The sequence below is a fragment of the Winslowiella iniecta genome, from assembly GCF_001267535.1.
Lineage (GTDB): Bacteria > Pseudomonadota > Gammaproteobacteria > Enterobacterales > Enterobacteriaceae > Erwinia > Erwinia iniecta.
In genome coordinates, this window is record NZ_JRXE01000021.1 from 39,608 (window position 1) to 59,911 (window position 20,304).

Annotated in this window: 25 protein-coding genes; 13 read left to right on the top strand and 12 right to left on the bottom strand. The window is 52.8% G+C overall.

All coding sequences use genetic code 11. The features are described 5' to 3' along the window. Window positions 1–41: 41 nt before the first annotated feature. The 4 genes from fliI to fliF are packed head-to-tail and all read right to left on the bottom strand — an operon-like array spanning window position 42 to window position 4,786. Window positions 42–1,403 carry a flagellar protein export ATPase FliI gene (fliI, locus tag NG42_RS15135; protein ID WP_052900412.1) on the bottom strand — a complete coding sequence of 454 codons (1,362 nt, stop codon included), beginning with the start codon at window positions 1,401–1,403 and terminating at the stop codon, window positions 42–44. After that, window positions 1,403–2,095: a flagellar assembly protein FliH gene (gene fliH, locus NG42_RS15140; RefSeq protein ID WP_052900413.1), complete on the bottom strand. Its 693-nt coding sequence runs from the start codon at window positions 2,093–2,095 to the stop codon at window positions 1,403–1,405. Before fliH ends, fliI begins: the two co-directional genes overlap by 1 nt. Continuing rightward, window positions 2,088–3,080, bottom strand: a complete 993-nt coding sequence (fliG, locus tag NG42_RS15145; RefSeq protein ID WP_052900415.1) for a flagellar motor switch protein FliG — start codon at window positions 3,078–3,080, stop codon at window positions 2,088–2,090. Before fliG ends, fliH begins: the two co-directional genes overlap by 8 nt. Next, window positions 3,077–4,786, bottom strand: a complete 1,710-nt coding sequence (fliF, locus tag NG42_RS15150) for a flagellar basal-body MS-ring/collar protein FliF (RefSeq protein WP_052900417.1) — start codon at window positions 4,784–4,786, stop codon at window positions 3,077–3,079. Before fliF ends, fliG begins: the two co-directional genes overlap by 4 nt. A gap of 238 nt (window positions 4,787–5,024) precedes the next feature. On the opposite strand from fliF, the gene fliE reads away from it, so the two are divergent. From fliE to cspE, 3 genes are all read left to right on the top strand, one after another. Continuing rightward, window positions 5,025–5,336 (top strand): flagellar hook-basal body complex protein FliE, encoded by a 312-nt coding sequence (gene fliE / locus NG42_RS15155; RefSeq protein WP_052900419.1) that lies wholly within the window; start codon window positions 5,025–5,027, stop codon window positions 5,334–5,336. A gap of 303 nt (window positions 5,337–5,639) precedes the next feature. Further along, the gene (locus tag NG42_RS15160) at window positions 5,640–5,906 is read left to right on the top strand and encodes a hypothetical protein (RefSeq protein WP_052900421.1); all 267 of its coding nucleotides are present in this window, start codon (window positions 5,640–5,642) and stop codon (window positions 5,904–5,906) included. A gap of 324 nt (window positions 5,907–6,230) precedes the next feature. Continuing rightward, the gene (cspE, locus tag NG42_RS15165) at window positions 6,231–6,443 is read left to right on the top strand and encodes a transcription antiterminator/RNA stability regulator CspE (RefSeq protein WP_052900423.1); all 213 of its coding nucleotides are present in this window, start codon (window positions 6,231–6,233) and stop codon (window positions 6,441–6,443) included. A gap of 187 nt (window positions 6,444–6,630) precedes the next feature. Here the strand turns inward: cspE and NG42_RS23890 are convergent, their stop codons facing one another. After that, window positions 6,631–6,810: a YnfU family zinc-binding protein gene (locus NG42_RS23890; protein WP_072133260.1), complete on the bottom strand. Its 180-nt coding sequence runs from the start codon at window positions 6,808–6,810 to the stop codon at window positions 6,631–6,633. A gap of 124 nt (window positions 6,811–6,934) precedes the next feature. Then, window positions 6,935–7,177: a DinI-like family protein gene (locus NG42_RS15170; RefSeq protein WP_052900425.1), complete on the bottom strand. Its 243-nt coding sequence runs from the start codon at window positions 7,175–7,177 to the stop codon at window positions 6,935–6,937. Between the two features lie 239 nt (window positions 7,178–7,416). Between NG42_RS15170 and NG42_RS15175 the strand changes: the two genes are divergently transcribed. Both NG42_RS15175 and iraP read left to right on the top strand, forming a co-directional pair. After that, window positions 7,417–7,710, top strand: a complete 294-nt coding sequence (locus NG42_RS15175; RefSeq protein WP_052900427.1) for a hypothetical protein — start codon at window positions 7,417–7,419, stop codon at window positions 7,708–7,710. A 76-nt stretch (window positions 7,711–7,786) separates the two neighbouring features. Next, the gene (gene iraP / locus NG42_RS15180; RefSeq protein WP_052900429.1) at window positions 7,787–8,077 is read left to right on the top strand and encodes an anti-adapter protein IraP; all 291 of its coding nucleotides are present in this window, start codon (window positions 7,787–7,789) and stop codon (window positions 8,075–8,077) included. 40 nt (window positions 8,078–8,117) lie between these two features. Here iraP and NG42_RS15185 read toward each other — a convergent pair whose 3' ends face one another. Together NG42_RS15185 and NG42_RS15190 are read right to left on the bottom strand one after the other, a co-directional pair. Next, window positions 8,118–8,366 (bottom strand): hypothetical protein, encoded by a 249-nt coding sequence (locus NG42_RS15185; protein ID WP_052900431.1) that lies wholly within the window; start codon window positions 8,364–8,366, stop codon window positions 8,118–8,120. Between the two features lie 328 nt (window positions 8,367–8,694). After that, complete coding sequence (locus NG42_RS15190) at window positions 8,695–9,018, bottom strand: DUF6388 family protein (protein WP_052900433.1); 324 nt, start codon at window positions 9,016–9,018, stop codon at window positions 8,695–8,697. 158 nt (window positions 9,019–9,176) lie between these two features. Here NG42_RS15190 and yedD point away from each other — a divergent pair, with 158 nt between their 5' ends. Further along, a complete protein-coding gene (yedD, locus tag NG42_RS15195; RefSeq protein WP_052900435.1) occupies window positions 9,177–9,638 on the top strand; it encodes a lipoprotein YedD in 462 nt (153 codons plus the stop codon). Between the two features lie 51 nt (window positions 9,639–9,689). Here the strand turns inward: yedD and amyA are convergent, their stop codons facing one another. The 4 genes from amyA to fliD form a co-directional block, all read right to left on the bottom strand. Beyond that, the gene (gene amyA, locus NG42_RS15200; RefSeq protein WP_052900437.1) at window positions 9,690–11,168 is read right to left on the bottom strand and encodes an alpha-amylase; all 1,479 of its coding nucleotides are present in this window, start codon (window positions 11,166–11,168) and stop codon (window positions 9,690–9,692) included. A 145-nt stretch (window positions 11,169–11,313) separates the two neighbouring features. Further along, on the bottom strand, window positions 11,314–11,670 hold the full coding sequence (gene fliT, locus NG42_RS15205; RefSeq protein WP_052900439.1) for a flagella biosynthesis regulatory protein FliT: 357 nt from the start codon (window positions 11,668–11,670) through the stop codon (window positions 11,314–11,316). Continuing rightward, a complete protein-coding gene (gene fliS, locus NG42_RS15210; RefSeq protein WP_052900441.1) occupies window positions 11,670–12,080 on the bottom strand; it encodes a flagellar export chaperone FliS in 411 nt (136 codons plus the stop codon). The genes fliT and fliS overlap by 1 nt, the downstream gene beginning before the upstream one ends. A gap of 11 nt (window positions 12,081–12,091) precedes the next feature. Further along, window positions 12,092–13,519: a flagellar filament capping protein FliD gene (gene fliD, locus NG42_RS15215; protein WP_052900443.1), complete on the bottom strand. Its 1,428-nt coding sequence runs from the start codon at window positions 13,517–13,519 to the stop codon at window positions 12,092–12,094. Between the two features lie 287 nt (window positions 13,520–13,806). Between fliD and NG42_RS15220 the strand changes: the two genes are divergently transcribed. The 7 genes from NG42_RS15220 to tcyN all read left to right on the top strand — a co-directional run bounded on the left by NG42_RS15220 (window position 13,807) and on the right by tcyN (window position 20,249). Next, window positions 13,807–15,306 (top strand): flagellin N-terminal helical domain-containing protein, encoded by a 1,500-nt coding sequence (locus NG42_RS15220; RefSeq protein WP_052900445.1) that lies wholly within the window; start codon window positions 13,807–13,809, stop codon window positions 15,304–15,306. A gap of 227 nt (window positions 15,307–15,533) precedes the next feature. Continuing rightward, window positions 15,534–16,256, top strand: a complete 723-nt coding sequence (locus tag NG42_RS15225; RefSeq protein WP_052900447.1) for an RNA polymerase sigma factor FliA — start codon at window positions 15,534–15,536, stop codon at window positions 16,254–16,256. 44 nt (window positions 16,257–16,300) lie between these two features. After that, on the top strand, window positions 16,301–16,804 hold the full coding sequence (gene fliZ / locus NG42_RS15230) for a flagella biosynthesis regulatory protein FliZ (protein WP_052900449.1): 504 nt from the start codon (window positions 16,301–16,303) through the stop codon (window positions 16,802–16,804). Window positions 16,805–16,889: 85 nt separating this feature from the next. Further along, window positions 16,890–17,876 carry a D-cysteine desulfhydrase gene (locus NG42_RS15235; RefSeq protein ID WP_052900451.1) on the top strand — a complete coding sequence of 329 codons (987 nt, stop codon included), beginning with the start codon at window positions 16,890–16,892 and terminating at the stop codon, window positions 17,874–17,876. Between the two features lie 155 nt (window positions 17,877–18,031). Beyond that, window positions 18,032–18,832, top strand: a complete 801-nt coding sequence (tcyJ, locus tag NG42_RS15240; RefSeq protein ID WP_052900453.1) for a cystine ABC transporter substrate-binding protein — start codon at window positions 18,032–18,034, stop codon at window positions 18,830–18,832. Next, the gene (tcyL, locus tag NG42_RS15245; RefSeq protein WP_052900455.1) at window positions 18,832–19,500 is read left to right on the top strand and encodes a cystine ABC transporter permease; all 669 of its coding nucleotides are present in this window, start codon (window positions 18,832–18,834) and stop codon (window positions 19,498–19,500) included. Before tcyJ ends, tcyL begins: the two co-directional genes overlap by 1 nt. Beyond that, entirely contained in the window at window positions 19,497–20,249 is a 753-nt protein-coding gene (tcyN, locus tag NG42_RS15250) for an L-cystine ABC transporter ATP-binding protein TcyN (RefSeq protein ID WP_052900457.1), read from the top strand. The genes tcyL and tcyN overlap by 4 nt, the downstream gene beginning before the upstream one ends. The last annotated feature ends 55 nt before the right edge of the window (window positions 20,250–20,304 follow it).

Below are 20,304 nucleotides of genomic sequence, written 5' to 3' on the forward strand. Positions count from 1 at the left end.
CTGTTTATACCGGGCCGGGGTTTGCAGGCCGCGAAGGGCGATTAACCAAAAATAGCCTGCAGATGCAGGCAGGCATCGTCGTAACTGCTGCGCTCGGAAATGCCCTGTTGCAGAAAGGCTTCCAGTTCCGGATAGAGCCTGATGGCTTTATCCAGCATCGGGTCACTGCCCGCGGCATAAGCGCCGACGCTGACCAGATCGCGGTTGCGCTGATAGCTGGAGAGCAACTGTTTGAACTGGCGCACTTTGGCATAATGGTTTTCGTCGATCAGCGAGGTCATGGCACGGCTGATCGAGGCTTCGATATCAATCGCCGGATAGTGGCCCGCTTCGGCCAGTCGGCGTGACAGCACGATATGGCCGTCAAGGATAGCTCGCGCCGAGTCGGCAATCGGATCCTGCTGGTCGTCGCCCTCGGTCAGTACGGTATAGAAAGCGGTAATGGATCCGCCGCCATCAATGCCATTACCGGCGCGCTCAACCAGCGCGGGCAGCTTGGCAAATACCGACGGTGGATAGCCTTTGGTAGCGGGAGGCTCACCAATCGCCAGCGCGATCTCACGTTGCGCCATGGCATAGCGCGTCAGGGAGTCCATGATCAGCAACACGTGCTGACCGCGATCGCGGAAATCTTCGGCGATACGCGTGGCGTAGGCGGCACCTTGCATGCGCAAAAGCGGAGAAACGTCGGCGGGGGCAGCGATCACCACCGCGCGCGCGCGACCTTCCACGCCGAGAATGTTTTCGATAAAGTCTTTTACTTCGCGGCCACGTTCGCCGATCAGCCCGACCACAATCACATCGGCTTTGGTATAGCGTGCCATCATACCGAGCAGCACACTTTTACCGACGCCGGAACCGGCGAACAGTCCCATACGCTGGCCACGACCGACGGTCAGCAGGGCATTAATCGCACGCACGCCGGTGTCCAGCACATCGGTGATGGGCGTGCGCTGCAACGGGTTAAAGGGCGGAGTGATCAGTGGCGCACGGTAGCCGGTTTCCGGTGAGGGCAGGCCATCCAGCGGACGTCCGCTGCCATCCAGTACCCGGCCGAGCAGTTGCGGGCCCAGCAACAGCTGTTTTCCGCTGTGCTGACTGTCACCGGCCACGCGGGCAAATACCCGTGCGCCTGGCAGAATGCCTTCGACTTCTTCCAGCGGCATCAGAAACAGCTTCTGACCACTGAAGCCGACCACTTCACTCTCGACTTCCGTCACCTGCTGACCATCATGGCGTTCAATCACGCAGGTTGCGCCAAGCGGCAATTGCAGGCCAGTCGCTTCCAGTACCAGCCCGGTGGCGCGCGTCAGGCGACCATAGCGGCGCACGGTCGGCAACTGGCTGATGCGTTGTTCAAACGAGTCGAGTGCGCCAAGCCAGCGCGAGAGACGCGAGGTCATTACAGCTCTCCCGGCGCGGCCAGGCGGCACAGTTCATGCCAGCGGGTGGCGATGCTGGCATCCAGATCGCCATCTTCCGCACTGACCTTGCAACCGCCGGGATGCAGCGTGTTGTCGGCCAGCAAACGCCAGCCGTGCAGATTCAGGGTCGCGCCCAGCATCTGCTCAACTTGCGGCAAATCGTTCGGGTTTACGCGCAGCTGCGGTTTGCCGCTGAACATCGGTTCCTGCTGGATCATCTGCTGAATCTGACGCATCAGCGCGGAACCATCGACCGCGGTCGCCTGACCGATTACCTGACGCGCCGCTTCCAGCGCCAGCTGCATCAGGCGTGCGGCAATAACGCTGTCCAGCGCTTCCAGCGTATGCTGAAACTCGGTGACCAGCTGCTGCATCCGCGCTTGTAATGGGGCCTGTTGCTGCTGCGCCGCCGTCAGACCTTGCTGATAGCCGGCGTCGTATCCGGCTTTCTGGCCTTCGCTATAGCCTTTTTGCTGGCCTTCCGCGTAGCCTAAGCCCTGAGCTTCATTACGCACTTGAGTCTGCAACATCTCCAGTTGGTTCTGTTGCAGGTCGAACGCGTCAGCTTCAACCTCAGGGGCGGTAAATTCCTCAACGGGCGGTTTTACCGGCTGCGCAAAGTCATCAGGCTGCCAGGTTTGCCACGGGCGGGAAGAGAAGGCATCAGACATAGGTTTCCTCGCTGCTGCCAATCACCATTTCGCCACTCTCTGCCAGGCGGCGAACAATCAGCAAAATAGCTTTCTGTTCGTTTTCCACTGCGGACATGCGCACCGGACCACGGTTGGCGAGGTCGTCGCGCAGAATATCGGCGGCACGTTGCGACATGTTTTGCAGGAATTTCTCGCGCAGCGGCTGCTCGGAACCTTTCAGCGCGATCAGTAACTGTTCGGACTCCACTTCCTGTAACAGGCGCTGGATGCTGCGATCGTCCACCTCGACCAAATTTTCGAACAGGAACATCTCGTCGATAATTTTTTGTGCCAGTTCGCCATCGAATTCGCGCACCGCTTCGATAACCGCTTCTTCCTGCTGAGTTTTCATCAGGTTGATGATCTCGGCTGCGGTTCTGACGCCGCCCATCTTCGCGCGCTTGAGGTTTTGACCATCGAGCAGGGTGTTCAGCACTTCGGTCAGTTCGGCCAGTGCTGCTGGCTGCACACCGCCAAAAGTGGCGATACGCAACATCACATCGTGACGTAAACGGTCGTCGAACTGCGCCAGAATATCGGCTGCCTGACCACGTTTCAGGTGCACCAGGATGGTGGCGATGATCTGCGGATGTTCGTCGCGAATCAGATCGGCCGCCGCCTGCGGTTCCATAAAGTTTAATGTTTCCATACCGCTGGTGGTTTCACGGGTTTCGAGAATATCCTCCAGCAGGCTGGCCGCGCGCTCTTCGCCCAACGCTTTAATCAGCACGGAGCGCAGGTAGTCGTTGGAGTTAATGCTGAGCGCGGCATACTGCTCGGCATCGGCTTCGAACTCACGCAGAACCTCGGTCAGCTGCTTATGCGAAACCTGGCGCATATTGGCCATCGCCGCACTAAGGTGTTGCACTTCGCGGGTATTGAGATGTTTAAACACCTCAGCCGCACGCTCTTCGCCAATTGTCATCATCATAATGGCGCTTTTTTCAGTACCGGTCAGACTCATAGTTCGTTACTCATCCATTGGCGAATCACCAGCGCCACGACGCGTGGATCGTTCTCAGACATATCGCGAATGCGTTGACTCAGGACTTCAGCACTTATCCGCTGCTGCGATTTACGGTCCTGATCCTGCTCATCTTTGCTGAGCTTCACCGAGAAGGCGTCCTGCTGTTCCTGCTGCTCAAGGCGCTGAGCGCTGGCTTCCGCCCGGGCTTTCTCTTGCTGCTGTTTGCGCAGCAACTGCGGACGTACCAGCTTGCGATAGAGAATAAAGGCGACTAACAGCACCAGCAGCCAGCGTCCGGCATTGATCAGCTGATCAAAGAACGACTGCTGTTGCCAGAATGGCAGCTCGCTACCGCTGACATCGCTCTGAGTAAACGGTGAGTTCACCACATTGACGCTATCGCCACGGTCGCTGGAGTAGCCCATTGCTTCGCGGGTCAGATCTTCGATTTGTTTGATTTGCTGTGCGTTAAGCGCAATCTCTTTGCCTTTATCGTCGAGGCGATAGTTCACCACCACCGCCACCGAGAGGCGTTTGACGCTGCCGACATTCATTTTGGTATGACGAATGGTGCGATCAACTTCGTAGTTGGTGGTGTCATCCTTACGCGTGTTGGACGGAACGGCGCGCTCACTGCTGCTGGTGTTGCTGGCACCATTACTGGCATTGGCGGCATTGCCAGTATTGGCAGTGTTATTGTTGGTATTTGCCGGCGTAATCGGTGCTGCATTGGCCGGCGCGGGCTGATTAGACAGCGCGCCCGGCACGCCGCCCGGATACTGGCCGCCCAGCTGCTCGCTGACGCTGCTCTGACGTGAGCGAACCGCCGCATTAGTCGGGTCGGTGTTCGGTTTATACTGTTCGTCGGTTTGCTCACGGCTGTCAAAGTCCAGCTGTGCGGTAACCTGCGCATGCACGTTGGCCTGACCGACAATCGGGCCGAGAATCGCTTCGATTCGCTGCTGATAACGGCTTTCCACCTCAGTGGTGTACTTCAGTTGCGCATCATTAAGATCGCGTCCTGCGCCATCCGCATGCGTCAGCAGGCGGCCTGTCTGATCAACCACCGTCACATTACCCGGCGGTAAGCCCGCGACGCTGCTGGAGACCATATGCACCACCGCGCTGATTTGACCTTCATCAAGCGCCCGGCCGGGTTGTAAATTCAGCGTGACGGAGGCGGAAGGGGACTTCTGCTCGCGCACAAACAGCGTCGGCTTGGGCATCGCCAGATGCACGCGTGCGCGCTTTACCGGGCCGAAAGTTTCAATGGTGCGTGCCAGCTCGCCTTCCAGCGCGCGCTGATAGTTAACCTGCTCACTAAACTGGCTGATACCGAATTTTTCTTTATCCAGCAGTTCAAATCCGACCGCACCCCCTTTTGGCAGCCCTTGTTGAGCCAGGCGCAGACGCAATTCATGCACCTTTTCTGCCGGAACCATCAGTGCTCCCCCTTTCTCCTCAAAACGGTAGGGGATATTCATCTGAGTCAGCTGGGTAACAATCGCGCCGCCGTCTTCGTCGGTAAGGTTGTTATAAAGGACGCGGTAGTCGGGCGCTTTTGCCCACAGAACCATGGCAATAACCACGGCGATGGCGGCTGCCGCGGCGATAATAAGAGGAATGCGTGGGTTTGCGCGCAGGCGAACCAAAAGGTCATTAAAGCCTTTCTTTTCAGCTGAATCCTGAGTAGTAGCATTCATGACCGTTTCCTGCCTGACAGATGACCGGACTGTTTCACGTGGTGTGGTAGCAAAACTGACTCCCTGATGCGGCTTGCAATAAAAGTTCCACCTCGATGGATGGCCATTATTTTCTGATTCGTAAAATTCGATGGCCTGATAAGCCGTAACTTTTGCGCTTATTTGCAGGCTTTGTCCGATTGACACTGTGATAAGTTTGCTGTCGTAAAATCATCCGTTATTCAGTTCGAGGTAAAAAATGGCTATTCAGGGCATCGAAAGTGTGGTGCAGCAGTTGCAGATGGCGACGCTTCAGGCCAGTAATAAAAGCACTGACGCCATCGCACATGCGGATTTTGCCGGTCAGCTTAAAGCGGCATTAGGTAAAATCAGCGAAACGCAAAATGCTGCACGCAGCCAGGCGCAGGACTTCGAACTGGGTAAAGCGGGCGTATCACTGAATGATGTGATGGTCGATCTGCAGAAGTCATCAATTTCCATGCAGATGGGAATTCAGGTGCGTAACAAGCTGGTATCGGCGTATCAGGACATCATGAATATGACAGTGTAAGGCCTGACTCATATTTGCCAAAAATGTGCGCTGTATAGCATTTGTTTAACTCTGTTTATGCATAATGAAATCAGACCTTTTTACAGAGCTAACGCCACGACCCCGTGAGTGCCGGAGATAAGCGCCGGAGGAAGGCCATGGAACCCCTGAAAGCTGCCAGTATTTAACTGGCAGTTTTTTTTTCGTCTGTAAAATGCACACTGACCATCTTCCGATTATTCCTAAGGTTAAACCGCAGTTAGCGACTATATTTAACCATGAAGTTTGTTTTTCTTACGCTAATTAACCAGAAAGGGAACCAGCATGAGTGATAATGAAACGCTGAAAACGCAGACCGATCATTTACGTGATGTGACTTCGCAGCTGAAAGAGATGCGTCACTATGCGCAGACCAATACGGAAACTCTGTCTACACACTGGCTGGCGTTTGATGCAGGTGAGTATCAGAACAAAGCGTTCGCCGAAGCGATTAACGACCTGCTGACCAAACAGGGTGCGGTGCTGGATACGCTGGAAAAAACCGTCCAGGATCTTGAAATCGAAGCTAACCGCATCGAAAACGAAGCCTGACAGCACGACACACTCGGCGACCGACCCGCATTATGCGGGTCTTTTTTTAAAGTTAAAAAATATAATCCTGCCGTATTTACACTACGCTGACAAAATAAATCAATGATAATGCTTGCTTAAAAAAGCGTTACATGTGTAAATAGCGCATCGGTTTGTGGTACAGACCTATTTATGCCAAGCGGTTTTATTAAAGCAGTTCTCAGTTCGAGCGTTATCTCCGATATCTCTTTCCCTGATTCTTCTTATTACCTTGCTCATAAGTATTATCTGCAAAGCAATCCTGTCCGCCCGTTAAAAGGCTTATGAAATTCAGAGGAAAGTATTATGTCTAACAAAATGACTGGTTTAGTAAAATGGTTTAACGCTGAGAAAGGTTTCGGCTTTATTTCTCCTACCGATGGCAGCAAAGATGTATTCGTACACTTCTCTGCAATCCAGGGCGATAGCTTCAAGACCCTCGACGAAGGTCAGAGCGTTGAGTTCTCTGTTGAGAACGGCGCTAAAGGTCCTTCAGCGACCAACGTTATCGCACGTTAAGTGATAACGCCGCAGGCGTCTTACAACAGCGATGATGGCAGCGACCGGAGCAGTTAAGCGCCTGTAAAAGAAAACCCGCCTTGTGCGGGTTTTTTTGTCTCTGTCGAATGGCAAAATGATGGCAAATAAGCGTAACGGCAATCAATATCAGAGTCGAAAAAATTAATTAGCCATTTAACAGCCAGAATTAAGATATTTTTTCTTTGTCGCGCTGAGTTAACGTGAAATAGTGGCCGCAATGTGAGCAGATCAGCGTCTGGCTTTTAGTAATTTTTGATGACAGCTGTTTACTGCTATTGGCACAGGACGGACATTTTATTGACGTAGTGCGGTTACGAAAAAAGCGTAAACTGTCGAGATTCATCATTTTGTTGATCTCATTGTTCCAGGTAGCTCAGTTTACACCCTGCAATTTTCAATAGCCCGCCTTATATTGTCTATTTATTCGGCAGGCGATAATCTTAATAAAGATCAATATGTCCTCGGCAGATTTAAAAATCTGCTACCAGCCACATATCGGCCTCTTCAAACATCTCTTCAATAATTCGCGCCATAATGGCTTTGTCACTTTTACTGGCATCCGTTTCAATGGCGTTACGCTGCATTGGCTTCACTTTAACCAGTGCATGAGGAAAGGCGCGGTGGATGCGTTTTTCCAGTTCCTCATGAATCATTTCATTGGCATTGCTCAGCCCTGCCACATTGCGCTTATCGTAAATCAACTCGACGAACATTGCTGTCAACCTCTCTGTGAGAAACCTTGTTATTGTACTTTGCTTCGCTAATAATACTGGATAATAATACAGTATCAATGGTTGTCGCTGACTGATTGACGATTTGTTGGCCGATCGTGGTAATAATCGCCGGTAAACGCACTGACTCGCTTCCCGCAGCGCCAGCAGCGGTGGTAATTTACCTGGGTTATCAAACGCTGTGATGTTGCCAGCGGTCATGAAATTTTGCAGGAGTAAGTATGGCTAAGCATCCTACGGGTAAACATTTAAAAGCAGAAGTGCTGCACGATGATAAGCAACTGCTGATTTACGTCGTAAAAGGGTCGCGCATTGAAGATATGCCGGTGGACGACAACGAAGATTATCCCGGCGAGATGTTGTTGGCGTTGCCGAACTTGACCAAAGAGTTTGACAGTGAACTGGATGAGATGCTCAGCGAAGCGCAGTCGGGTGATGTGCTGGTGCTGGTCTGTCCGGGCGACCAGACTTTCAGCTACGGTTACGCGCGCGTGAAGGCGATGAGCGCTACCTGAAATTTTTCCGCAGGGTGGTTTACCAGATTGACCGTCTGGTGATAGTTTCATTGCAGGAATAAAAAGAGGAACAATAATGAAGCAACTGGTTATCGATATTTTAATGAAAATGGCAAAGATGGACGTCGATGCCAAAGAGCTGACCGCTCAGGTTGAGGCTCAGTCTCTGCTCATTGCCGCGCTGTTGCTGACTGCGGGTAAAGAGGGGTCCAACAATATTTCTGAAAATATCCAGAATGCAATTATGACGGCGGCGGGGACTTCCGTTGAATTTTTGCAGACCGATGTTGATCTGTTGCTGACGCATGTGAACCGTCTGCTGGCGGTAACGCGCTATGTTGATGAGCAATCAACGGTTACCGAGTAATACGGCACAATTGAGCCCGCGACGGCGGGCTCATTATCGGCTATTTACGGCCAATCACTTTCGCAAGAACAAAACCAATTCCTGCTGCGACTACCAGAGAAGCCAGTGGAGCACTTTTTGTTTGCTGTTTTACAGTATCCACAAAGTCATCCACCGCATAGCTGCCACGCGCCAGCTGCTGACGCACTTTGCCTTTTACTTCATGTTCAGGTGAGCGTGTGGCTTTACCAAACTGCTCCTGACCGGCACCGATTGCTTCATCAACTTTGTCTTTTGCCTGTTCAAACATAGCTTCTCCTTAGATGTGTTGAGTCCTCAATACGAGACACTATTAATCGTAGACCATAATCCGGAAAGCTTGCAGAGTCAGATGTTTATAAATGTTGCATTGGGGAGTGGGGAAGAAAAAATGAACCTCTGGAAGTGGAAATCCAGCAACACCTCCAGAGGCCGTGCAAGCGCACGATTCGTTACAAGGGTAATCAGCGATGTTAGTCGCTCATTAAACTTATACAATAAATACTATCTTGTACAACTATAACTGAATTAATTAGTCTGGTTGGAGGAGTATCTGTAATGCATGTTTGAGCAATTCAGCGGGTATCACTGGCTGAATACTATAACTCATTCTTTATACAAAACTCTTCCCAGGTCATGCCCAGCGCTTCGGCGTGGGTACGCAGGTATTTTTCAATCGCTTTAGCCGCCACCTCTTTATCCGGTTCGGCCAGCTGAATGGAGAACAGCATTGCGTCCTGCTTTTTGGCGCGCAGGAAAGCGGCATAAATACGATCGGCCTGGATCTCTCTCAGTTTCTCCTGCGTCACACCCAGCACTTTTGCATCCTGTTCGCTGATTTTATCCAGCCCGGACTGGAAATCAGGGTGCGCCTGTAAAAACATGGCGCGGGCAAGGGTGTAGTACTCTTCAGGGGTTTTCATGGCAGTTATCCTTTTGATTCAATCCGCCTAGTTTACACTTGATGCACCGCCGATGCCTCCCCGATGCCGCTGTCGGGCAAATTTGTTGAATGTTTCTTGCGGTATTTACCTGAAAAATTATAACTTACCCGCGTACGCATCGAGGACAGGGACATTAAATGAAGAAGTGGATTGTATTTTGTGCGGTGGCGCTAAGCGGCTGTACGCAGATTAGCAATTACGATCAGGCGGTAAAAACCCCTGCACCGGCCACGTTGCAAGGTAGCTGGCAGAGCGTCGGGCCGCAAAGCGGGCTGATTAACGAGCAAGCGGTGGCCAGCCTGTTAATCACTGCTGAAGGCGATACGTTGGACTGTCGTCAGTGGCAACGGGTGATTGCTAAACCGGGCAAGCTGACGGTGCTTGGCGATGAGTACGTGAATGTCAATAAACAGCTGCGAGTGATGCCACTGGAGCTGGCAGGGACGACCCTGCACTATGATGGACTGGAGCTGCGCAAAATGGAGCATCCGACGGCAGAGTGTCAGCAGGCACTGGATGCGCTGTCAAATGACCCGACTGCCAACTCGCTACAAACGATTGAGCCAGCGCTGATGAAAGTAAAGCAGACGGCAAACTAGTTTTGTTGCCGGTTCACAGCCCGGAGTATGGCGCTCCGGGCTGAATCTCTGTTACTGAGCGACCCAGACGCTCAGGCTACCCGCATTACAGTAAAACTGACCGTTACCTTGTTCATCACAGCTGATCGTTTCTTCACGATGGCCGAGATAATCCCGCCACTGCGAATGGGCAAAGTTCTCCCCCAGCGCCACGGTTTTCTCACCCTGTTCACCGTTCGACATAATCACCACGCAACCCGGCTGTTCTTCGGTGCCGCTGCGGCTGAAGGCAATGCAGTTGGCATGATCGAAATAGTCGGTCTGCACGCCGTGAGCATACTGCTGGCGGGCACGGATTAATGCCTCCAGTTCGGGAATCGCGGGCATCTCAATTTTATACTGTTCACCGTCGCCGCCTTGATCCTCATAGCTGGCACCAAACAGATCCGGGTAGAAGATGGTCGGTACGCCTTGCTCACGCAGCAAAATCAGCGCATAGGCCAGCGGTTTAAACCACGGCTCAACCGGCGCTTCCAGCGACTGGAGCGGCTGCGTATCATGGTTGGCGACAATAGTGACCGCATGGAACGCATCGGTGGCAACCAGCGTATCGTTAAAGATCTGGCTGAGATCGTAGTCAGCACCCTGTTGCGAGGCGTGATGGAAATTCATATGCAGCGGGGCGTCAAACAGCATGGTTTTGCCATCGACCTGATCGATATACTGTTGCAGCTTATCCACTTCATGTGACCAGTATTCCGCGACGATAAACATCGGCTGTTCGGCGACTTCCTGAATATGGTCGATCCACTCTTTATAGAACCAGGCAGGGATATGTTTTACCGCATCGAGTCGGAAACCGGTGCACGGCACCTCATTCATCACCCAGCGCGCCCAGTATTTCAGCTCTTCGGTCACCGCGTGATTGCGGAAATCGATATTGGCGCCCATCAGATAGTCGAAATTGCCCAGTTCATCATCGACCTGCTCGTTCCAGCCCTCGCCGGTATAGTCATTGACGATTTTAAACACGCCGTTTTCATCCGGGTTTTCAATATGGTCGACGCCGCTAAAGCATTTGTAATCCCAGACAAACTGCGAATATTTCCCCGCCCGCACCGGGAAGGTAAAGCGTGTCCAGGCTTCGGCATCGATCACTTCTTCGTCGATCTCTTCGCGATTATCGGGATTGACCCGGTTAACCTGCACCGCCTCTTTCTCATCGGCACCCATTTTATGATTGAGCACCACATCCAGCAGTACGCCGATATTGTGCGATTTCAGCGCCGCTACCGCCGCCAGCAGCTGCTCTTTATCGCCATATTTCGTCGCGCGGCTGCCTTTGGTATCAAATTCGCCTAAGTCGAACAGGTCGTAGGTATCGTAGCCGACCGAATAACCGCCGGAATCCCCTTTATAAGCGGGCGGTAGCCAGACAGCAGTAATACCGATTTCTGCCAGCCATGCCGCGCGCTCAGCTGCTTCAGGCCACAATTTTCCCCCGTCGGGGTAATACCAGTGAAAGAACTGCAACAGCGTGGGGTTATGCATCGTAAGCTCCATTTATAACCAGCTAAAAATGAAGTATGGAGTAAGCGCGAGGAAAAGCGCGGGCCGTAACAGATTTATTTTTTACTGTTGGCCCGCCTGAGGTTATGCGGGGAAATCATGGGTGATGGATGCCGGATAATGGCAATTATTCTGCCGGATATAATACCGTGCCAGCCAGTTTGCCGTAGGCGGAGTTCATCGATTTTTGCCGGTTAGAGTGGCCAATCAGTGAACTCAGTTCTTCCATGCGCGCCTGTAACAGTTTTTTGATTTCTGCTTCGTTATCCAGCAGATGACGTAGCACCGGGCGCAGCTGATCCTGAGTATGTGGTGGGATCGGTTGCTGCCGGGTTATCTGGCTTAACTTTTCGACCGCACTGATATAATTGACTTCCATATCAATTAGCGCTTCCCAATTTCCCTGGCTCGCCAAACGTAACATTGACTGGCTGAGAGATAATAATTGTTGGTAAATCGTAAATAAGTGCGGTGCCATATCCATCAGATAGCGTCCTGAACCAGAGCGGTAGAAGCGGATACCTCTTTCCAGGCATCGGCTATATTGCGCAGTAAGGCTTCGACTTCTTCAATCGCCGCAACATCATTATGCAGATTGGCCTGCAACAGGCGACGCGTCATATAGCTGTAGAGGGCGGATAAATTATCGGCCAGCTCGTCGCCATTGCTGTCATCCAGCCCCATTTTCAGGCCGTTATCAATAATATTGATCGCTTTCGACAAGGATTGCCCTTTACCGGCCGGGTTGCCATCCTGCAAAAACAGGCGGGCGCGCACCAGCGCACTGAGCGCGCCATCGAATAACAGGGTCATTAACTGGTCGGAACTGGCGCTCATTACTGAGCTTTCCAGACCGATTTTGGCATAGGCCTGAGTGCCGTTTGCGCTATACATCATGTCCTCTCTTATGACGAGCTGCTGGAAGAACTGGTTGAAGTACTGAACTGTGAAGTTAAGTAGCTGCTGGTACTGTTCAGTTTGGTCATCAGCACGTCCAGTTGGGTGAACTGCTCTTTGTAACGGGCGATGGCGTCATTGATGCTGTCGTTGGTTTTGTTGTACTGCGTGGTCAACGACTTCAGCGTACTGTTTACGCCGTTGGTGGCGCTGGTCAGAATGCCGTCGGTAGCGAGGTAGCTGGTAATCGAGTTATTAATTGTGGTGCTGATGCCGGTGGTTTTGCCGTCACCATTGATCATCGCCATGACGCCTTTGGAATCATTTGACAGCGCCGTCGAGAGTTTATCGCTATCCAGCTCCAGCTTGCCGGTGGTCGGATTCGAGGTAATGCCAATCTGTGACAGGGTTTTGTAAGTCGAAGAGCTGGAACCGTTAGTCAGATGGCTTTTAAGCTGAGTCTGAATGGTGCGCAGGGTGCTGTCACCGAGCAGCGCGCCATTGCTGCTGTCCTGCTCATCGGTACCCGCATCAACGGCAGTGTAAGCCGTCAGACTGCTGAAACTGTCCTGCAAGGCGTTGTAGGCATCGACCCAGGCTTTAATCGCGGTGCTGGCTTTTGAGGTGTCTTTCGCGATGGTCAGCGTCTGAGTATCAGTGGTTTTATTCAGCAGGGTTAAGGTGACACCCTGAGGCGCATCGGTGATGGTATTGCTGTCGCGCTCAATATCGACACCGTTCACCGACAGCAGGGCATTTTGCGCGTTAACCGTTTCTGTCATGCCGTTAGTGTCGGAAGTAGCATCATAGCCAATAAAGCTTTGCAACTTCTCATCGCCGCTGACGCTAAGGGTCATTGCGTTGTTTTCGCCGGTTTCGGCGGAGGTCACCACTAACTGATAGTTACTGTCATCCACTTTAATAATGCTGGCGTTAACGCTGCTGTCAGCATTATTAATCGCGTCACGTATGCCGGTGAGGGTGCTCTGCGCATCGGTCAGCTTAATTTCCAGCGGCTTCTCTTGTCCCGGTTGGGTAATGGTCAGCGTGCGGGTGCCTGCGCCGCTGGTGCCCAGGTTACTGGTCGTGCTGTCGACTTTTCCTGACAGCAACGACTGCGCCTGCGCCAGCTGGGTGACCGCAACGGAATATTTGCCGGTTGCCGCCCCAGACTCAGTGGTGGCGGTAAAGGCGTCGGCCGCGCTGCTGGTGGCGGTGGTGCTCTGGAAAATCGCGTTGGTATTAATCGCCGTGTTTGCGGTCTGGAAGCTGGTCAGCGCGCTTTTCAATGTACCGTAAGCGCTTAGCCTGGCGGTATAAGCAGATTGTTGCGTGGAAATTGGCGTCAGACGCCCTTTCTCAGCAGTCGTCAGGCTGGTTAACAGCGTATCCAGCGGCAGCCCGGATCCAATACCCAATGAAGAGATGGAAGCCATAACAGTCCTTATTTTATTTGGGGGTGAAAGTACCGGGTTTATCGGCATAACATCAGCGAAGTTTACAATTTTTTTTCACCAGTCAATAAAGTGAACAGCGACAGCAGAGAAGGGCATTTCCAGCCATTAATATGCGAATAAGGAAGGAGGCGAGCGGCAGAAAAAAATTGCGCCAAAGAGTGAAATTTTTCTAAAGGTTAGGTGACAGACGCCGATACATGGTGGGACGGCGATAAAGCCGAGGGCAACAGCCCAAACCTAACCGACTTGAATGAAAGGATATTATCATGGCACAAGTTATTAACACTAACAGCCTGTCGCTGTTGACCCAGAACAACATGAATAAATCACAGTCCGCGCTGAGCACCTCAATTGAGCGTCTCTCTTCCGGTCTGCGTATCAACAGCGCAAAAGACGATGCGGCGGGTCAGGCGATTGCCAACCGTTTCACTTCTAACATTAAAGGTCTGACTCAGGCTGCGCGTAATGCTAACGACGGTATCTCTGTTGCACAGACTACCGAAGGTTCACTGTCAGAAATTAACAACAACTTACAGCGTATCCGTGAACTGACCGTACAGGCAACTAACGGCACCAACTCTGATTCTGACCTGAGCTCCATCCAGGACGAAATCACTTCCCGTCTGGGCGAAATCGACCGCGTATCCGGTCAGACTCAGTTCAACGGCGTGAAAGTGCTGGCTTCTGACAACACCATGAAAATTCAGGTTGGCGCGAACGATGGTGAAACCATCTCTATCGACCTGCAGAAAATCGACTCAAAAAGCCTGGGTCTGAATGGCTTTAACGTGAACGGCGCGCAGAAAGCGACCGGCAGCGAGTTAATTTCTCAGTTTAAAGCCACCGGCACTGATAACTATAAAGTGGGTGCAGATACCTTTAACGTTGATGTTGATAGCGGTGCGGTGTCTAAAGGCGGTAAAGCGCAGTATATCGGTGCGGCAGACGGTAAATTTACCGATAGCGCGACGACGACTAATGATGCGGCTATTGCTGATGCGGAAGATTTAGCAGCTGCGCTGGTAGGTAAGAAATCGGGCGAGACCGTCGATTACAATGGTTTGTCACTCACCTTAACGACTGATGCAACTGCACAAGGTAACGCAAGCTTTAAAACCACCGTTGATGGCAAAGATGTCAACATGTCCATCACTGGCAGCACCGATACGTCGGGCGCTGATGCTGTTCTGGGTGGCGATAAGCTGTACACCAATGCCGTATCTGGCCAGCTGACGACTACCGAGACTATCGATAACCGTGCAGCGAAAATGTCAGACCTGGATCTGCAGAGCGCAACCAAGCAAGGCAGCACCCTGAAAATCAACGGCAAGCAGTACGATGTTAACGCCGCTGGCGATCAAGTGACTGCTCAATTTGATGATGGTAAAGGGACCAATACCACCGTAGCTAAAACCGTTTATCTGGGCCGTACCGAAGCCGGTGCTGCAACCCTGATCAACGAAGATGCGGCTAAATCCCAGCAGTCTACTTCCGATCCACTGGCTGCGCTGGATGATGCGATCAGCAAAATCGACAAATTCCGTTCAAGCCTGGGTGCGGTACAGAACCGTCTGGATTCTGCCATCACCAACCTGAACAACACCACCACCAACCTGTCATCTGCCCAGTCCCGTATTCAGGATTCTGACTACGCGACCGAAGTTTCCAATATGTCTAAAGCGCAGATTCTGCAACAGGCAGGCAACTCGGTACTGGCTAAAGCAAACCAGGTTCCACAGCAGGTGCTGTCTCTGCTGCAGGGCTAACTGGCGCTGTAATACCGTAAATAAAACCCTGCCCCGGCAGGGTTTTTTTGTTTCATGCCGGTGGCTGAACTACCCGCCGCGCCGCAGGCTTTTACAGCAATCCGATCTTTCCTTGTTCAATCAGACAAACCCGAAATAACCCGCCTTTTTTATCCCTATTCACTCAATCGATATTGCTACAGAAACGGATAATTATGCCGATAACTCAATAACGCAGGGTAGTCAGAGTGAACGATCTATATACCGCCGAAGGCGTGATGGATAAACATTCGCTGTGGCAGCGATACGTGCCGCTGGTGCGCCATGAAGCATTGCGCCTGCAGGTGCGGCTGCCCGCCAGTGTCGAGCTGGACGATCTGCTGCAAGCCGGAGGAATCGGGCTGTTAAACGCCGTGGATCGCTTCGATGCGCTACAGGGCACTGCCTTTACCACCTATGCGGTACAGCGCATTCGCGGTGCGATGCTGGATGAACTGCGCAGCCGCGACTGGGCACCGCGCAGCGTTCGGCGTAACGCACGCGAAGTGGCCGGGGCAATGCATCAGGTGGAGCAGTCACTGGGCAGGGCAGCCACCGAACAGGAGGTTGCCGGGCAGCTGAATGTCTCGATGGAAGAGTATCGACAGATACTGCTGGATACCAACAATAGCCAGCTTTTTTCCTACGACGAGTTTCGCGAAGAGCACGGCGATAGCGCGGAGCTGGTGACAGAAGGGCATGAAGAAGCCAACCCGCTGCACCAGTTGATGGAAGGGAATCTACGTGATCGGGTCATCGAAGCGATTGAGGGGTTGCCCGAACGCGAAAAGATGGTGCTGACACTGTATTACCAGGAAGAGCTGAATCTGAAAGAGATTGGCGCGGTGCTGGAGGTCGGGGAATCCCGCGTCAGCCAACTGCACAGTCAGGCGATAAAACGCTTGCGCACCCGGTTAACGGCAGCGCGCTGACAGAGTCAGTTCTCGCTTTCAAAATATTAACCGGGGAATCTCACATGGTATCCAAAACAAAAACAAGGCCATTAAGCCGATATCTGAAAGACTACAAACACAGCCAGAGCAACTGCTCACACTGCGATAAAGTGCTGGATCGCATGGCGCTGGTGTTTCGCGGTCAGATCATTAATAAAGAAGCCATCGTGCGGATGGATCAGCTGATCGACGATCAGGTGTGGCAAAAGCTGCAAAGTGAACTGACGGCGCTGTGCCGTTTTTGCAGTGATATTTACTGCAACAGCCAGCCCAATTACTTCGATATCATGGCGTTTAAACAGTATCTGTTTGAGCAAACTGAGATGAGTCACAGCACCATTCGTGAGTATGTGGTGCGCCTGCGTCGCCTCGACGATATGCTGTCAGCACGCAATTTCCCGGCGGACAGGCTGCGCGGAAATAGCTGGCATGCTTGCCTGGAACAAGACCTGCCGGATGCCGGGCAAAACAACTATCGTATTGCGCTGCGCAAGTACGACCAGTTCCTTGGCTGGCAACGTAATTAGCCGACATATTAAATCGAAGATGACCATTCGGTCATCTTCTGTAAAACTACAGGGATAATTGAAAACGCTTTCGCTGGAGGCGACATTGTCCTTACATCATCTTATGCAGTTCCCCCGCCTGGAATTTATTGGCGCACCGACGCCGCTGGAACACCTGCCACGTCTTTCCGACTACCTTGGCCGCGATATTTTTATTAAACGTGACGATGTCACGCCGGTCGCACTGGGTGGTAACAAGCTGAGAAAACTCGAATTTCTCGCCGCTGATGCGCTGCGCCAGGGGGCCGATGTGCTGGTCACTGCCGGTGCCATCCAGTCTAACCATGTGCGCCAGACCGCCGCTGTTGCCGCAAAATTGGGGCTGAAGTGTGTGGCGCTGCTGGAAAACCCGATTGCGACGCAGGCGGAAAACTACCTGACCAATGGGAATCGCCTGTTGCTGTCATTGATGGACAGCGAAATCGTCATGGTTGATGCTTTAGATGCGCCGGACAGCCAGCTGGAACAGCAGGCCACGCGACTGGAAGCACAAGGTTTTCGTCCGTATGTGGTGCCGGTCGGGGGCTCGAATGCGCTGGGTGCGCTGGGTTACGTCGAGTGCGCGCAGGAGATTGCTCACCAGATTGAAGGGGTAACGGATATTGCCGCGGTGGTGGTCGCTTCGGGCAGTGCCGGCACCCATGCCGGGCTGGCGGTCGGGCTGGAGCAGTTGCTGCCGGACACCGAGCTGGTCGGCGTGACGGTATCGCGAAACGTTGCCGATCAACTGCCGAAAGTGCAAAGCCTGCAACAGGCGGTGGCGCAGTCGCTGGAGCTGAGCGCCTCGGCCAGTATTACCTTGTGGGATGACTATTTTGCCCCCCAGTACGGCGTGCCGAATGAAGAGGGCATGGAAGCGGTAAAACTGCTGGCGCGGCTGGAAGGCATTATGCTTGATCCGGTATATACCGGCAAAGCGATGGCGGGACTGATTGATGGTATTGCGCAGCAGCGTTTCCGCCGTGAAGGGCCGATTGTCTTTGTGCACACCGGTGGTGCACCGGCGTTATTTGCTTATCATCCTTCGGTCTAAGTCACTGCCGTAAAAACGTCTATAATCCGGGCGATATTATTGCTGGAAATTTTTGGAAACGGCGGCGTAAACGCCGCTCTGACTCGATGCCGCCAGCGTTATGGCTGGCGGTATTCAATCCTGGCATGGCATAAACTCACAATAACGAGGTCGATATGAATTTCTCTCTGGTACGTCGCCAGCTGGTGATGGGTGTGATGGCGGTTGCGCTGGTGGCTGGCTTTAGCGCCAACACCTTCGCGGCGGAAAATCTGCTGAATAAAGTCAAAGAGCGCGGTTCACTGCGCGTCGGGCTGGAAGGCACCTATCCACCGTTCAGTTTCCAGGATGAAAACGGCAAGCTGGCCGGCTTTGAAGTCGACTTCGCCACTGCGCTGGCACAGCACCTCGGCCTGAAAGCCGATCTGAAACCGACCAAATGGGATGGTATGCTGGCGTCATTAGACTCTAAACGCATTGATGTGGTGATCAACCAGGTTACGCTGTCTGATGAGCGCAAAAAGAAATATGACTTCTCCACGCCTTACACGATTTCCGGTATTCAGGCGCTGACCAAAAAAGATAACGCCGGCAGCATCACCAAACCGGAAGATCTGAACGGTAAAAAAGTCGGTGTCGGCCTCGGTTCTAACTACGAACAGTGGCTGCGTGAAAACGTGAAAGAGGCTGATGTGCGCACCTATGATGATGATCCAACCAAATATCAGGATCTGCGCGTAGGCCGTATCGATGCGATTCTGGTCGACCGCCTGGCGGCACTGGATCTGGTGAAGAAAACCGGTGATACGCTGGCGGTGGCTGGCCCGGCCTTCTCGCGTCAGGAGTCTGGCGTGGCTATCCGTAAAGGTAACGAAGATCTGGTGAAAGCCATTGATTCCGCCATCGCTGCAATGCAAAAAGACGGTACGCTCACTAAACTGTCTGATAAATGGTTTGGCGCGGACGTTACTCAATAATGCAAGAAAGTATTCAACTGGTGCTGGATTCAGCACCATTTTTATTGAAAGGTGCCGTTTTTACTCTGCAACTGAGTATCGGCGGCATGTTTTTTGGTCTGCTGCTCGGTTTTATGCTGGCGCTGATGCGCCTGTCCCGCTTCTGGCCGATCTCATGGCTGTCGCGGTTCTACGTGTCGATCTTTCGCGGTACGCCGCTGATCGCCCAGCTGTTTATGATCTACTACGGCCTGCCGCAGTTTGGCATTGAGCTGGACCCCATTCCTTCGGCAATGATTGGCCTGTCGCTGAATACCGCGGCTTATGCCTCTGAGTCATTACGCGGCGCTATCTCTTCCATCGAACGTGGTCAATGGGAAGCGGCGGCCAGTATCGGTATGACGCGCTGGCAAACCCTGCGCCGGGTGATTCTGCCGCAGGCAGCGCGCACCGCGTTACCGCCGCTGGGTAACAGTTTTATCAGTCTGGTGAAAGACACTTCACTGGCGGCCACCATTCAGGTGCCGGAATTGTTCCGTCAGGCGCAGTTAATTACTTCGCGTACGCTGGAAGTGTTTACCATGTACCTGGCGGCATCACTGATTTACTGGGTGATGGCAACCCTGTTATCGGTATTGCAGAACAAGCTGGAAAATCACGTTAATCGTCAGGATCGGGAGTCGAAATGAGCGCCATCGAAGTCAGCAAACTGGTGAAGCAGTTTAATGGTCAGACGGTGTTGCACGGCATCAATCTGGAAGTCAGTTCCGGTGAAGTGGTGGCGATTATCGGGCCAAGCGGCTCGGGGAAAACCACCTTACTGCGCAGCATCAACTTGCTGGAAGAGCCGGATAGCGGCACCATCAAAGTTGGCGATATTTTAATTGATGCGAATTTGTCGCTCAGCAAGCAACAGCAGCAGGTGCGCCGTTTGCGTCAGCAGGTCGGCTTTGTGTTTCAAAGCTTTAACCTGTTTCCGCATCGCTCGGTACTGGAGAACATAATCGAAGGCCCGGTGATCGTGAAGGGCGAGCCGAAAGCGGAAGCGATTGCCCGCGCACGTCAGCTGCTGGAGAAAGTGGGTCTGCACGGTAAAGAGGAGAGCTATCCGCGCCGTCTGTCCGGCGGGCAACAGCAGCGCGTGGCGATTGCGCGTGCGCTGGCGATGCGCCCGGAGGTGATTCTGTTTGATGAGCCGACCTCCGCGCTGGATCCGGAACTGGTTGGGGAAGTGCTGAATACCATTCGGGCACTGGCCGAAGAGAAGCGCACCATGGTGATTGTCACCCATGAGATGAGCTTCGCCCGGGATGTCGCCGACCGCGCGATATTTATGGATCAGGGCAGGATTGTTGAACAAGGCCCGGCCAAAGCGCTTTTCTCTAATCCGCAGCAGGCGCGTACCCGTCAGTTTCTTGAAAAATTCCTCAATAATTAACCGATTCATCACCGTCGGGCAGGGAAGCCCTCGGCGGCGATTGTAAGCGAATTAT

Excerpts from the sequence above, each read along its gene's own strand:
- fliH (WP_052900413.1), bottom strand. The coding sequence starts at position 2,095 with ATGTCTGATGCCTTCTCTTCCCGCCCGTGGCAAACCTGGCAGCCTGAT.
- fliF (WP_052900417.1), bottom strand. The coding sequence starts at position 4,786 with ATGAATGCTACTACTCAGGATTCAGCTGAAAAGAAAGGCTTTAATGAC.
- NG42_RS15190 (WP_052900433.1), bottom strand. The coding sequence starts at position 9,018 with ATGAAAACCCCTGAAGAGTACTACACCCTTGCCCGCGCCATGTTTTTA.
- fliG (WP_052900415.1), bottom strand. The coding sequence starts at position 3,080 with ATGAGTCTGACCGGTACTGAAAAAAGCGCCATTATGATGATGACAATT.
- fliS (WP_052900441.1), bottom strand. The coding sequence starts at position 12,080 with ATGTATAGCGCAAACGGCACTCAGGCCTATGCCAAAATCGGTCTGGAA.
- fliE (WP_052900419.1), top strand. The coding sequence starts at position 5,025 with ATGGCTATTCAGGGCATCGAAAGTGTGGTGCAGCAGTTGCAGATGGCG.
- fliZ (WP_052900449.1), top strand. The coding sequence starts at position 16,301 with ATGGTATCCAAAACAAAAACAAGGCCATTAAGCCGATATCTGAAAGAC.
- amyA (WP_052900437.1), bottom strand. The coding sequence starts at position 11,168 with ATGCATAACCCCACGCTGTTGCAGTTCTTTCACTGGTATTACCCCGAC.
- NG42_RS15160 (WP_052900421.1), top strand. The coding sequence starts at position 5,640 with ATGAGTGATAATGAAACGCTGAAAACGCAGACCGATCATTTACGTGAT.
- NG42_RS15170 (WP_052900425.1), bottom strand. The coding sequence starts at position 7,177 with ATGTTCGTCGAGTTGATTTACGATAAGCGCAATGTGGCAGGGCTGAGC.
- tcyJ (WP_052900453.1), top strand. The coding sequence starts at position 18,032 with ATGAATTTCTCTCTGGTACGTCGCCAGCTGGTGATGGGTGTGATGGCG.
- fliT (WP_052900439.1), bottom strand. The coding sequence starts at position 11,670 with ATGGATATGGCACCGCACTTATTTACGATTTACCAACAATTATTATCT.
- NG42_RS15175 (WP_052900427.1), top strand. The coding sequence starts at position 7,417 with ATGGCTAAGCATCCTACGGGTAAACATTTAAAAGCAGAAGTGCTGCAC.
- cspE (WP_052900423.1), top strand. The coding sequence starts at position 6,231 with ATGTCTAACAAAATGACTGGTTTAGTAAAATGGTTTAACGCTGAGAAA.
- NG42_RS15220 (WP_052900445.1), top strand. The coding sequence starts at position 13,807 with ATGGCACAAGTTATTAACACTAACAGCCTGTCGCTGTTGACCCAGAAC.
- fliI (WP_052900412.1), bottom strand. The coding sequence starts at position 1,403 with ATGACCTCGCGTCTCTCGCGCTGGCTTGGCGCACTCGACTCGTTTGAA.
- yedD (WP_052900435.1), top strand. The coding sequence starts at position 9,177 with ATGAAGAAGTGGATTGTATTTTGTGCGGTGGCGCTAAGCGGCTGTACG.
- tcyN (WP_052900457.1), top strand. The coding sequence starts at position 19,497 with ATGAGCGCCATCGAAGTCAGCAAACTGGTGAAGCAGTTTAATGGTCAG.
- NG42_RS23890 (WP_072133260.1), bottom strand. The coding sequence starts at position 6,810 with ATGATGAATCTCGACAGTTTACGCTTTTTTCGTAACCGCACTACGTCA.
- tcyL (WP_052900455.1), top strand. The coding sequence starts at position 18,832 with ATGCAAGAAAGTATTCAACTGGTGCTGGATTCAGCACCATTTTTATTG.
- fliD (WP_052900443.1), bottom strand. The coding sequence starts at position 13,519 with ATGGCTTCCATCTCTTCATTGGGTATTGGATCCGGGCTGCCGCTGGAT.
- NG42_RS15185 (WP_052900431.1), bottom strand. The coding sequence starts at position 8,366 with ATGTTTGAACAGGCAAAAGACAAAGTTGATGAAGCAATCGGTGCCGGT.
- iraP (WP_052900429.1), top strand. The coding sequence starts at position 7,787 with ATGAAGCAACTGGTTATCGATATTTTAATGAAAATGGCAAAGATGGAC.